Annotated in this window: 11 protein-coding genes; 3 read left to right on the forward strand and 8 right to left on the reverse strand. The window is 34.6% G+C overall.

Annotated elements, in window-relative coordinates; translation table 11 throughout:
* The 6 genes from N2Z72_02670 to N2Z72_02695 all read right to left on the reverse strand — a co-directional run.
* The coding region (locus N2Z72_02670; protein ID MCX7696580.1) for a hypothetical protein at positions 1-841 on the reverse strand (841 nt) is incomplete at its 3' end.
* Positions 842-1,711: 870 nt separating this feature from the next.
* Positions 1,712-2,563, reverse strand: a complete 852-nt coding sequence (locus N2Z72_02675; protein ID MCX7696581.1) for a hypothetical protein — start codon at positions 2,561-2,563, stop codon at positions 1,712-1,714.
* On the reverse strand, positions 2,547-4,076 hold the full coding sequence (locus tag N2Z72_02680) for a DUF4301 family protein (protein MCX7696582.1): 1,530 nt from the start codon (positions 4,074-4,076) through the stop codon (positions 2,547-2,549). The genes N2Z72_02675 and N2Z72_02680 overlap by 17 nt, the downstream gene beginning before the upstream one ends.
* Positions 4,077-4,109: 33 nt before the next feature.
* Positions 4,110-4,964, reverse strand: a complete 855-nt coding sequence (locus N2Z72_02685; GenBank protein MCX7696583.1) for a universal stress protein — start codon at positions 4,962-4,964, stop codon at positions 4,110-4,112.
* A gap of 72 nt (positions 4,965-5,036) precedes the next feature.
* Complete coding sequence (locus tag N2Z72_02690; protein ID MCX7696584.1) at positions 5,037-6,983, reverse strand: gliding motility-associated C-terminal domain-containing protein; 1,947 nt, start codon at positions 6,981-6,983, stop codon at positions 5,037-5,039.
* Between the two features lie 546 nt (positions 6,984-7,529).
* The gene (locus N2Z72_02695) at positions 7,530-8,996 is read right to left on the reverse strand and encodes a carbon starvation protein A (protein ID MCX7696585.1); all 1,467 of its coding nucleotides are present in this window, start codon (positions 8,994-8,996) and stop codon (positions 7,530-7,532) included.
* A 110-nt stretch (positions 8,997-9,106) separates the two neighbouring features.
* On the opposite strand from N2Z72_02695, the gene gcvH reads away from it, so the two are divergent.
* A complete protein-coding gene (gene gcvH, locus N2Z72_02700; protein MCX7696586.1) occupies positions 9,107-9,487 on the forward strand; it encodes a glycine cleavage system protein GcvH in 381 nt (126 codons plus the stop codon).
* 12 nt (positions 9,488-9,499) lie between these two features.
* Positions 9,500-10,177 (forward strand): TonB family protein, encoded by a 678-nt coding sequence (locus tag N2Z72_02705; GenBank protein ID MCX7696587.1) that lies wholly within the window; start codon positions 9,500-9,502, stop codon positions 10,175-10,177.
* 416 nt (positions 10,178-10,593) lie between these two features.
* Here N2Z72_02705 and N2Z72_02710 read toward each other — a convergent pair whose 3' ends face one another.
* A complete protein-coding gene (locus N2Z72_02710; GenBank protein MCX7696588.1) occupies positions 10,594-12,207 on the reverse strand; it encodes a M2 family metallopeptidase in 1,614 nt (537 codons plus the stop codon).
* Positions 12,208-12,347: 140 nt separating this feature from the next.
* Positions 12,348-13,040: a sulfite exporter TauE/SafE family protein gene (locus tag N2Z72_02715; GenBank protein ID MCX7696589.1), complete on the reverse strand. Its 693-nt coding sequence runs from the start codon at positions 13,038-13,040 to the stop codon at positions 12,348-12,350.
* A gap of 283 nt (positions 13,041-13,323) precedes the next feature.
* Here N2Z72_02715 and N2Z72_02720 point away from each other — a divergent pair.
* On the forward strand, positions 13,324-13,812 hold a 489-nt coding region (locus N2Z72_02720), incomplete at its 3' end, for a hypothetical protein (GenBank protein ID MCX7696590.1).

The raw sequence follows: 13,812 nt of genomic DNA on the forward strand, positions 1-13,812 counted from the left end.
ACCATGCATTTGGATCGGTTTCCCCATTGAACGCTACGGTGTTTAATGTTCTTGCTTTCACGTTCCCACTTCCATCGATCACCAAAGCTGTCGTTTCTCCACTGGGAGCAGCGAGATTGACAAAACGCACCGTACCATCAACATGTAAACGTGCCGTAGGGTTATATGTATTAATACCAATGTTACCACTACCTCGCTGAATAGTTAGACGATATACTCCATCACTCACACTATATACATATAACTGATTACCTGATGTACCATTCCCCGCGTTATTAACCCCCACCTGCCAATCTCCATTGTTATTTATTAAGCGGATACCCTGTTCTGTTGAAACTCCGTCACCAACACGCATCCCACCACGAACGTCTAATAAATAAGTTGGACTAGTAGTACCTATTCCTACACTACCTCCACTGGTTATTCTCATTCGTTCAGTATTGTTAGTTACAAATCTAAGGTCGATGGCATTGGTTGTTCCTAAAAAGTTGGTTGCTGAAGCTGCATTTCCATTAAGTAACCATGCCTTATCGTTTTCAAGCAATCGCACCCACTTTGTCCCATCCCAGTAATAATAGCCAGGTGTTACATCATTCTGCGTAGCTGTGTTGTAAACTAAAAGACTAGTAGCAGGAGAAGTTATAGGAGAAGAATTTGTTGTTGCAACTAGTGCTACTCGAGTGATTAAAATACCTTTGTCAGTTGCACGCACTTCTAACATGCTGGATGGATCTGGTGTAAATACAGCATTTCCTATTCCGACACTTTGACCCATTGTCCTTTCAAACCATGTGATCAGCAAACACAATTCAATTACTAATAATACACTTAACTTTTTCATAAATATTTTTTTAATGATGTAATCAAAGTACCATGAATAATGAAGTAGTTGATCTTTATTATTTCCTTTAAAGCTTGCTCATTTTTTCTTAGTATTTTTTGAAATATATCATCATTTTGCCTTAAAATTATTTCTGAATAGTTAGCCTTAGAAAAAGTAAAGAAATATGAACCTTTTTGATTTTGACCAAACCTTGGAAAAAAATTCAAAAAGTAATAATAATAATAATATTCCTTATCCATGGATAATATCACCAATTACAAATCTAACTTAACATTCCCTTTCATAAAAAAGAAAAAGTACATGTTTGTTAATAAAACTTCCCTATTTAAAAATTTTTTTTCCGCCCCCTATAATTATAAACAAAATGATTGATAGAAATTATTATTTTTTCCTATTCCCTCAACTAAAATATAGTAATGTTTTCGGTATTAAAATACCAAAAAGTTTCTTCATGAAGATAACTTTCATGAAATAAACTAAACGTGAACTACGATTTGCAAATGCAAGATCAGTGGAAAAAAGTAATTTTACATTTCAATATTCCCTGATTAAAAACATATTAACATTTACCAATTTAACAATTTAATTTCATAGAATTAATTAACACCTTGAAATTGAATATTATTCCTGAAGATTAAAAATGACTTTCATTGAAAAATGATACGCAGTTGTTATGTAATGAACTTTTTTATGCTGTCAAATATTGTTAAACTTTTCATATTTGAACCTCTTCTAAAATCTGGAAGAAACGTCTTTACGAGAATACGTAATAGCTTTTTCCTGAGCTATCTTGTCGTTTCGTTTCGACAAAGCTAGCTATAGACAAAATAAAAAGTAAGAAAAGAAAACTTCTTATCATCATTCTATTTATGAATTAAAATAAAAATGTGTAAAAAATTTAACACCCAACTTTTGATGATATCCCACATAGGGGTATTGGGGGAGTTTGACCGAGTGAAGAGCTCCTTGATAGAAAATATCCAGACATGAGCGAGCTCCCAACTTCCAACTATAGCCAATAGAAAAACAAACACCAGGGCTTGTACCACCTTGATAGATCTCTATTTCTGTTAACCCAGCATTGGGAACATAAGGCACACCATACAAATCCTGCAAGTTGTAATACTTATCAAACACGTACAATCTATGAGAAAGCACTCGCGTATTTACGAGAAGTGCTCCCAACTCGGCAAACCAACTAGCATTTGCATGAGATGAAAAAAAGTACGTGAAACATAAAGAAAAAAAACTTCTTCGCTCTACTCCTTCTATGGGCAAATAAACATAGCTGTGAAGTTCGCCAACAAAAGGGGGAAAAACCTCAAACGTTGTCAGACCCACGGCTTTCAAACGAACAACTGATGCATAAAATGACAAATAAAATTCATTTGACCACCTATACCGAAAGTTTAATCCTGGCATAAAAGCCAAATCATACTTCATAGGATAAGGATAATCTAACAAAGAAAAAGAATCCCTATGAACATTTTCATCAAATAAGTTTTTAATCTCCTGATACCAATAGGGATTATCAAGAACATAGGAAAGAGAATTTACATTTTGTGGATATCCTGCATAAAACTCAGCATGCTTCATGGATGGCCTAAACAAAGAAGCTTCAAACCCAAGAAAAAAATTTCCTCCCTTATCATCTTCAGTTTGAGTAAAGAGAAAAAAAACATAAAAGGACCAGAAAAATATACTAAGACAACGAAACATCCTTTGGCAAATGCATAGGGTTAAGAAGATCAAACACTTCTTTAACTGGATTAAAAGTTGAATCTGGTATTTCAACAAATACCGTGATCCAGTCAGCCATGGAACCATTCCAAAGTCCTGGCAATTCAAGAACCTTGATAGGTTTCCCTTTATAAGATTTTTCAGTAATAATTCCCGCCTGAGGATCTATAAATTGCTCGAGATCGAATTTATTTCCCTTGTAATCTCGAACGTAACCCACTATATTGACAGGATTAAAATGAGTACTTGATTCGAAAATATTTCTTATCTGCTGTGATTTTAAATTAATCTGGCTTTGCTCTACAATCTGAAGTTGAAGAAGCCCTTCATCATTTTTGCAGAAAAAAGGACCTCCTCCAGGCTGACCCTGATTTTTAACTACTCCGCAAATACGAACAGGACGATTGAAAACATTAAAGAGATAATCTATTTTTTCGATATATTCAACTTGATTAAACCAAGATGGAAAAGAAATAAAAAGTTTATCCTGAGCAAAACGAATCATCTCGTTCAAATCACTCTCTTCTACATTGCCCTCATCCAACATGATAAGGTTCGCATGAATATCTTCGATCAATTTCATCAAATAACCTGCAAGTACTTTCTGAAACAAAACGACTTCAGCATTCCGCCATGATGGAACCACATTGTCGATGTTTTTAATAAAAACAATATCTGCATCTACGGAGTTTAAATTTTTTAATAAAGCACCGTGGCCCCCTGGCCGTAAAAGTACCCTTCCATGATCGTCGCGTACTAATTCTCCATTTTCATAAATAGAAACAGTATCCGTCGACCGACACTGAACAGAAAATTCAACATTAATTCTATGGACTAAATTTTCGTCTTTTTTCAAATTCAACAACAAATCTTCAAATAATTTCAGATGTTCATTTCCCACCGTAAAATGATAGCAAGCTTGGCCATCATCGTTGGTGACATATGTTAAACCTTCAAAAATATGTTCTTCAAATGCGGTACGCGTAAACGAACCATAATCATGAAATGGTATTAATGCCTTGGGTTTATTTCCAAGTCCTAAACCTGGTTCAAAAAGAATATGTTCTAAAATAACTAAATAGTTTTTTTGTTTAAGTGCTGCATCAAGAGTTGGGTTTACCATCACTTTTTTTAATTCTTTACAAAAAGCAAACTTTTCGAAGTGTTCAAAAAAAGAAAGCATTTTACTAGATAAAGGTTTCTCTTGCTTGAGATCTTCGATGGCGGTATATAATTCCTTAAACATCCTTGTAGCAGCACCCGAAGCAGGCACAAACTTTAATAACTTGTAATCCCGATGTTTTTCATGAAAATAATTTTCATAAAATGTTACTTCTTCGGGACTCAACCGCAAAATACCATCTCCTACGTGAGCAGGTTTTACAATTTCGTAAAAATATTCTCCTTTTTGTAACAGTTCTATTTGCCTGAGAATTTCTTCTTCTTTAATTCCTATCTGACTAAAAAAAAGACGATCAACTTCTGTAAACATAAATTTACAATTCAAATATTATTTTGAAACTCCTTATAAGCCAACAATAAAAATATTCAGATCACGAGGATTGATGGCCATGACAGGTATTTTATCATCATTAAATAAAATTTGTTCGTCCCAAGGATTAATGATAAAGTTAGGAACAAGACTTGGCTCGGTACTTGTCATTATCATAATCAAGTCAGCCTCTACTTTACGAGCATAGTCGAGTGTTTGTTTTACGAAATTACCCGTTTCAGGAATAAACTCAGCTTCATATTTGATGTTATTTTTTTCAAGCAAGTCTACAATTTTATCTAAAATAGCCATTAATCTTGCTTTAAACACTTCATGCTTCAAATACATACCTTTAACGTAAACTTTTAAGTCCAATAACTGCGCCATGTAAATAGTCCACTTAATTTTTTGCCTTGATTCAAGAGTATCGTCGATCGGAACTACCACTTTCTTATATCCATCGCCATAAAGCTTCTTCTGCACAGTAATGAAAGGTATCCGACTAGATGTGATAACTTTATGTGCGTAACTTCCAACTATATGCTGAACTCCAGACTTGCCATGCGTCCCCATTACTGCCAGTTTTGCCTGAACATCTTCAGCCGCTTTAGCTATGTCAGTAAAAATGCTACCTTCTCTTGCCTCAAAAGAAAAAGAAACACCATACTTCTTTAAGTAAATATCAGCACGCTCTTGCAAATGCTGATTCACTATTTCATCAGTAACTTTATATACATTTAAAAGTTCTCTCGTATCCTTATTGATAATATGAACTAGACGAACTTCCCATCCTAACTTCTTTGCTATGCCAGCCGCATGATCTACAGCATAATCAGCTATTTCCGTAAAATCAAAGGGAACTAATACAATATCTTTCCTATTTTCCATTTTTTTTTACAAACTTATATATTTTTCCGAAATATTAACTAGAACTTATTCTTATCATAATTTTATGAAACTCTACCTAATCAAGGTCACACTGCCTCGTTTATTTCTAGCAATATATTTCCCATTAAAAGAATAAATCTTGTATTTTGCCACATAAAAATAGACCCCTTCAGGTACATCCCTTCCCTCACATTTACCATCCCATGGCTGATTAATATCAGTAGTTTTGAAAATTAAATTACCCCATCTGTTATATATACACAATTCATAATCTTCAACATTACCGCCCTTAGGCGAAAAGTACGGATTATATTCGTCCCCATTTGGAGTAAAAACATTCGGAAAAAACAGATCCCCCTCGCAATCAACAAACAATACTTCAACACTTGCCTCCACTTCACAATCCCCATTGGCCACAAAAAAAGTATAAACACCAGACTCTGTTACACCCCTTGCCTGAGAATTAATCCCATCTGACCATCCTAAATTAGAATATCCCCCCAACACCAAAGGTAAAAGTATAATAGTGCTTCCTTCGCAACCTAATGTATCTTCGATCAACTCAATTTGTGGATATTCCCTTACGTAAACCTCAATATCAGCACTGCCCGAACAGCCCTCAGTTGAAGTCACTGTGACAGCATAATTAGTAGTAACTAACGGAAATACTACTATGGAAGAATCATATTCCCCAGAAGCCCACTGATAATGAGAAAAAGGCAAAGAACATATAGCACTTAAAATCACTTCCTCCCCAGAACAAATCGTATCCTCAGAAAAATAAATATTTACGATGGGAACCGTATTTATTACTACTGTACCACTCGCCGTACCCGAACAACCATTCGCCGTACCAGTCACCGTATACGTAGTCGTCGACATCGGTGAAACCACCAACGGATTACCCTGATATCCAGTACTCCATACATACGAAGTATTCGAAACATTCGAACTGGCAAACAACTGTACCACCTCACCACTGCAAATGCTATCATCCGATACACCCACACCTAACACCGGTGCCTGACTCACAACTACCTTCCCACTCGCCGTACCCGAACAACCATTCGCCGTACCAGTCACCGTGTACGTAGTCGTCGACACCGGTGAAACTACCAACGGATTACCCTGATATCCAGTACTCCATACGTACGAAGTATTCGAAACATTCGAACTGGCAAATAATTGAGCTGTTTGCCCTAAACATATTGTATCATTTATTACCTGAACTTGAGGAACAGGATTTACAAAAACAGTTACAGAATCGACTTTTGTACAATAAGGTATAAAGGAAATATCGTCAAGTGCAAAATCATTCCCTCCACCAATTGTGTTTTCATCAATAATATAAATTTGGGCACTTACATTGCTTCCACTGTTCCATACATACGAAAATTGCTGCCAAGTACACGTCGTCGTAGATAAATTTAATGCACTACCCACCTGATTTCCATTGATATAAAACTTTAGAACTGCAGGACTAGTGTGGTAAATAGAAGTAGCCCATGCAGTCAAAAGATAATTAGTACCAGGTGTAACAGAAACAGTTTGAGACCAAACCTTCCTACCGGAAACTGAAGCACCATCAACAATCATCATTAAAGTTCCAGAACCCGGTGTATGATCCTGACATGGTGAAAAAGCACCGTGTATGGATTGAGGATTGTTTCCAATGGTATATGTGCCGGGTCCTTGTAATGAGGACGGATAATAAGTATATTCTGAAGCAAAACCTGCATTGCCTTGCTCAAAGTCCCCGTTTACAATTAGATTTCCCCCTGGATAAGTGCCAGTTACGTAATACGTCGTTGTAACAGAAGGTGAAGCTATAGGATTAGGAATGTTGGGATTATTAAGAGTAGAAGCAGGAGACCATACATAAGTAGCCGCACCACTTGCCTGCAATTGAGCAGATCCACCACTACAAATGATTTTATCTGGACCTGCATCAATAGAACCAATACTACATGGATTGGATTGACCCCACAAAAGTTGTAAAGAACACCAAAATAGAGACATATAAAACAGATACATGTTTTTCATGGCTATAAATTATTTAATCAAATTTATCTGATGATACCTGTTTTCTATTTGTAAAAAGTTATGGTTTACAAGTTTAATATACCTGTTTATAAAAAAATTGTCTGTTTATTCATAGAACTAAAAAAATGTGAAAAATCCTTTTTCATCACTTAAAACTCATAAGATTGATTTTCTGCACTATTGGTGCTTTTTTCCGAAAAGATAACATCTAAACAACTTCTTTATATTCTTTTATTCGCTCACAACATCAATGAAATATGCTATGTAAGTAATTCAAAAAACATTAGTCAATCCACCCTCTATAACCATATACCCAAGAATACAAAAAAACACATTATCCCTTTTACTGAGTTAACTTACAAAAGATAAAAGTAATTCAACCGTATCTCTAACCAGATAAGTATTCTCTAACCACCCTTGAAAACAAACTTCAGAAAATACAATCAATATACTTGAACAAATTGTTTACTTACACCTTTTTATTCACTACCTTCACGGCGAAAGAAAAAAAGAATCACGTATTTAACTTTTAATTGAAAAATAAAATAAGAAAGAAAACAAAAGTGTTACTAAAGCGCCAAATATTACTGATATATTGTATGTTAAATTCAAAAGTTCCGGTGCAAAGAAAAAGTAAGTGCTCGTGACCATGGTCATAAATAAAGCAGGAATTAAGGCCACCACATAAACTTTCCTTTCACGATAAAGATATACGGTAATTGCCCAAAGAGTAATGGTTGCTAAAGTCTGATTACTCCACCCCATGTATCGCCAAAGAATCAAAGAATTATAACTGAAAGCTAAAACATAACCTGCTGTCAACAGGACAATCGCTATGAAAAGCCGATTGAATATTTTATGTTGGGGTATAGAAAATGCATCCCCAATGATAAGACGAGCCGAACGAAAAGCTGTATCGCCCGTGGTAATAGGTGCTGCCACCACACCCAATAAAACTAAAATTGCAGCAACATTCGATAAAAACGTATGCCCATCCATCTGAAGTAACCCAAAAGAAATTTCACTAACCACACTCGCAATCGAAGATCCCTCTCGACTCAGTGCAACATTTAAATTCTCGATACTTCCAAAAAATGTCATGGCAACAGCTGCCCAAATCAAAGCAATCACCCCCTCCATTACCATGGCTCCATAAAAAACTCGACGTGCATATTTTTCGCTGGTTAAACATCGAACTATCATAGGACTTTGAGTAGCATGAAACCCACTGATAGCACCACAAGCAATGGTAATAAACATCATAGGAAATATGGGCATTCGATCTTTTAAGTAATGATAATTTGAAAAATGATCCCATAATTCAGGAAAATGATAACCTTTGACCATCGCAGCTATGATGACAGCCACACCCATGAAAAGAAGTAAAAAACCAAAAAAAGGATAGATCTTCCCAATAACCTTGTCGATAGGCAATAATGTCGCCGCAAAATAATAAATCACAATAACTACAGCCCAAAAATAAACATCAAAATTAAAAGCACAACCAGCTAAAAAGATCTCTCCCCGAGTCATACTTGCAAGAATATTAGCAGGATTGATCACAAATACAGCACCGACAATGATTAGCATCAAAAGAATAAAAACAAGAACCAACCACAAAATCACCTTGCCTAAATTCCTTCCAATAATACCGGGCAAACTTATTCCATCCATCCGCATGCTAATCATGGCCGACATAAAATCATGCATAGCTCCACCAAGTATATTTCCAAAAACAATCCACAGATAAGCAACAGGTCCCCACATGGCACCAGCAACAGCACCAAAAATTGGACCTAAACCAGCAATGTTCAAAAACTGTATTAAAAAAGACCTAGGCCACGACAAAGGAACATAATCCACCCCATCTTTTAACCTTATTGCCGGTGTGAGCAGTTTTTCATCCACGCCAAAAATTTTTTCCATCAATCTACCATAGACAAAATACCCTATTATGAGGAGACTCAAAGCCAAAAAAAATGAAACCATTTTCTTGCAAAATTATTTTTTATCATTTCATGAATAATCCTTAAATTTTGATTTTTTTCAAAAATTAGAATACTTTTTACTTTGTTGTATATTTGCAAAAATTGCCTTTTATGAAGATTCCTGAAAATGTAAGGTATACCCAAGAGCACGAATGGGTAAAAAAAGATGGTGACATCTGTTACGTAGGGATTACCGATTTTGCGCAATCCCAACTTGGTGATATTGTCTTTGTGGAATGTGAAACCGTTGGAGAAACTCTCCAAGCTGGTGATCCTGCTTGTACCATCGAAGCCGTAAAAACTGTAAGCGATGTTTTCATGCCAGTAACCGGAGAAGTGTTGGAATTTAATTCGGCTCTTTCTTCTAGCCCTGACTTAATCAATAAAGATCCATATGGTGATGGTTGGATAATTAAGATTAAACCACACAATATTCATGATATTGATCAGTTATTAAATGCAGAAGATTATGCTAAATTAATCGAACATTAAAATATAATCCATATGGAAGTCAAAAAAAATCCCAAAATTGATCTGGAAAACAAGAAAGGTTTATTTTTCCAGGTTGGTTTAATCATAAGTCTTGCTTTAGTTTTGGCAGGTTTTGAATATAAAAGGTACGACAAAGCCAATAATGAAAATCTGAATCAGATGGTGGTTAACTACACCGAAGAAAGCGTAGAAATTACTCGTCAGGAAAAGCAAGAACCACCTAAACCTCAACCTGTTACTAAAATCGAGGTGGTAGAAGACGATGTAGATACGCAAGACGATATTGACATCAATATCGAAGATAACCAAAATCAGGAAGTTCAGGCATTTGTACCACCAACTCAAGATGAAGAAGAACCACAAGTACAAGAGCAAGAAATATTCGTATTCGTAGAAGAACAACCTGAATTTCCAGGCGGGGAAGAGGCATTGATGGCTTACCTTCAATCCAACATCAGATACCCCCAAATGGCAAAGGAACTCGAAATTCAAGGAAAAGTTATCATTGAATTTGTAGTTGAAACTGATGGAAGTGTTACCAATGTGGTAGTAAAACGTGGTATAGGCGGAGGGTGTGACGAAGAAGCTGTTAGGGTTGTTAAAGCCATGCCAAAATGGAAACCCGGAAAACAACGTGGCAAACCAGTACGCGTAAGATACACACTGCCTGTTACATTTCAACTTAGGTAATTGTTTTTGCCCAATTTTTTGGTGAGTTTAAAAAGTTATTCCTACTTTTTTATATTCGTAATAATTCAGTGTTATTTTTTTAGTATTGGAATAAAATTTTTTTTATGATATTTATTGCTCTTGTTCGCCCTTTGTTCACTTTCACATATTAAAATTCTTTTACACAAAAAAATAATCTAAATTTATTTAACCTCATCCTGCTTATTTTGAGATAGCAAAAAATAAGATCCTATAGATCCAAACTAAAAACATCGATAGAACGAAAAATTGTACTATAACTTCAATCATGAAATTTACTCATCTGTTTTTGTCAAGAAACAAAAAATATTTAGCTAGAGGTATAGTTCAGCTAAGTCAACTACACAATTTGTAAGATCCCTAAACTTGGTCAATTCAAACTATGACTACACAAGTACTCAGAGACCTTTGATAAATTGTTCAGCGTAATATTTTGATGTAAGTTTTTCACCCGTGGCTTTTTCGATCATCGTATTCCAATGATATAAGGCACCAGGAGCAAAAACATATTTTTTAAGGTAATTACCAATTTCTGTACGACCCACGTAAGAAACATCGAAGCTTTCTTTTTTTATGATGTTCTTACAAATAAAGGCATGTAACTGACTAGCAAGCAATTCACCTAACAAATAGTTGTGATAGTAACAAGGTGATGTTGCGATGTGAATTTTCGTAGCCCAATCAGGCTCATTTCGACCTGAGGGTTTTTTAATCATTTGGTATTTTTCGACAAGATCCCACCATTGTTTGTTTAAATCTTGATCTGGATTTTCGTACATAGATTTTTCGAAGCGATACATAACTTGTGACCAACGACTGAACACAAGTTGTTCTAATTGAAGATAAAGATATGCATCATTACTGATTTTACTTGCTTCTTCATCGCTTAAACCAAGCATATCCTTCATCCAACCAGCATTACTTGCTAGTCTACCGAATAGCATGGCTATGGCTTCGGTTGTAAAAGTATGAGCAGGCTCACGAAGTACATATGGCAAATCCATAGATATGTACTTTTCGTACACAGCATGACCCAGTTCGTGTAACATTGTGTTCATCCATTTGTAATTATCCTTAATATTGCACAACACACGAATGTCCCCTTCATTATCAACATCAAGACAAAAGGCGTGTTGGGATTTTCCTTGTTTTTCATACAGATCAGATCTTTTCAGTATGTCCTCGACATCAAGACCAATGCTTGTAAAAAAATCTTTTGTCAGAACAACTACATCTTTACCTTTGTAATAATTATCTAGATCAAGTTTATAAATTTTAGGCGCTTCTTGAAAATATCGATTTTGATAATGCCATGGCATGAGTTCTTCGGGCGTTACTCCATAACGTTTGGCTAGGATTTTATCCATGGTGCTTTTAAGCTTAATAAAAGGTTCTCGAGTCAGGCTATCAAGTTCATCAAAAATCCGCTCAATTTCTTCTGGATCTTGTTCGCTCAGACGCAAACTCATGTCGTGATAATTTTTAAAACCCAACCTTTTAGCAGCTTCATTTCTTAGTCTTACAAGTTCACGAAGGTCATTTTCAATCTGTCGCCCTATAGATTTATGAGCAAGCCAAACTTTTTTCAACTCGTCATTGTTAGTTGAACTACTCAGAATATCTTCAATTTGATTATCTGTTAATTGTTTACCATCGACTTCAGCTCGGAAAGTATTGAACGTCTTAGCAATGGCTGTCTCTAGGGCAATGATTTTATGTTGCAATAATGTATCTATCTGATGTGAAAGATAAACATGATAAAGAATTTCAATCTCTCTTCGAATGGTACTATCGTTTATTTCTTCTTTTTTCTCAAAAATTTGCTTAAGTTCTTCGAAATTTTTAGAATTCGCTAGCATGGAGGAAATTTTAAAATTAAGCTCTTCAACCCGCTTATAGTCTTCTTCTTTGCCAGTAATCTCTGCTTTCCATGCAGCTTCGTTTAGCTCTTTGAACAATGGCTTGAAAGTCTCTTCATAAAAATGAATAAACGCCTGAGATCTTTCTTTCATGGTTTTGGTTTTTTTACAACTTTGAAGCGTCAAAATACATAACGCAATAAAAAAAGTAAAAGAAAATACGTACGTCTTTTTCATATTTTTCATCAAAAATATAAATGTTCCTCAATGTAGTCGAGAAAAAAGTTATATGCTTAAGTAAAGAATATCATCCATGTATATAAACTTCCTACAAAAATGAAAAAAATTCCTACAGACAAGTGATATTTCATTAGGATTTTTCTAGAATAATCCAAAGCAATAAAATTAAAAATCAATGATAAGATAATGATAGGTAAGGAAGCAATTAAAGTGAATAATAAAATCAATAGGGCAATCAAAGATCTATCAGATAGCTGAGGCAGAAACAAATAAAAAAAGACAAAAAAACTTAGAGAGCAAAAAATGAAAGAGAAAAACAAACCCATCAAAAAAAACGGAAACCATTTTTGTCTTGAATTCAGCAAGCTTTCACAGTGTAGTTTTTTTCTAGATAACCAATGAAATCCCATGAGAATAAAACCAAGTAAAATCATGTATGGGGCTGACATAAAGAACCAATACTGAAAGAATTTGATTAAGCCTCGAAAATTATCAATAATACTTTTGTAATAAAAAAATAAAAACCATAAAAGAGAATAACCTATAAATTTTCCAGCGATATACCATAAACACCTATACCATACTTGCCTTGGTAGATTAAGACGAAACGATATTAAAGTAAAGGCAGTGGAATTAAGAGCTAGCTGTCCAGGCATAAGGACAAACATTAATGCAAGACCTAAGGTAGTTAAAATTGAAGATTGATTGTTTAAGTATTCAACTACCATTTCCATGAAATCTTTCATGGATGTTTTGTTTTAACAAAATTATTCAAGAAAAATTTTAGAATTTTAATGTCTTCTCCATTATGATGCCTTAGAAAGGCATTAGCATGAAAATATCGACCCTTGAGGTGATCCCTTTATTAACTTTGAAAACTTAGAACACAGCAAAAATTTTTTATAATGAGAAATTTTTTCTCATTTATCTACTCGGATATTTAGGAAGGAAATTATGAAAAGTTGAAATACATTATTTCACTTATATGATTTTTGTAATGATTTATATATTTGTATGAAAATTCTTTTCATGAAAAAAGCCGTTGGAGTTATCATATTATTAGCTCTTGTCTGGAATTCATGTAGTTTGATCAGAAGTGATAATCCTCGCTATCATAACCTGAAAAAGGTCCCTCTCGCATCAGTTGAAAACAAGGATAGTTTTCAAGAGAACAAATTTCTACCATACATTTTTAAAGATACGATGGTTTCTTTTGTAGAAAATTCCCCAATTAATGAACATAAAAATATTTCACAAACCTTCACACCACATTCGAAAGAATTTTTCACTTACTCAAAATCGATAACTTTCAAACCATCTTTTGCATTTCCTAAATTAAGAAACCTTGCCATTGCACCAAAAAGTACCGTTAATTCTTCCGATGATATCGTCACATTGCTGATTTATATTTTAATTATAGCTTTGATTTTAACCTTGATTTCTCTCATTTTACCACAGTTTGTCGAAATTCTCATTGCTGTTTTTTTGATAGCACTTTTAATCCTTTTGATCCTGTAT

It is taken from the genome of Bacteroidales bacterium (genome assembly GCA_026418905.1).
Lineage (GTDB): Bacteria > Bacteroidota > Bacteroidia > Bacteroidales > DTU049 > JAOAAK01.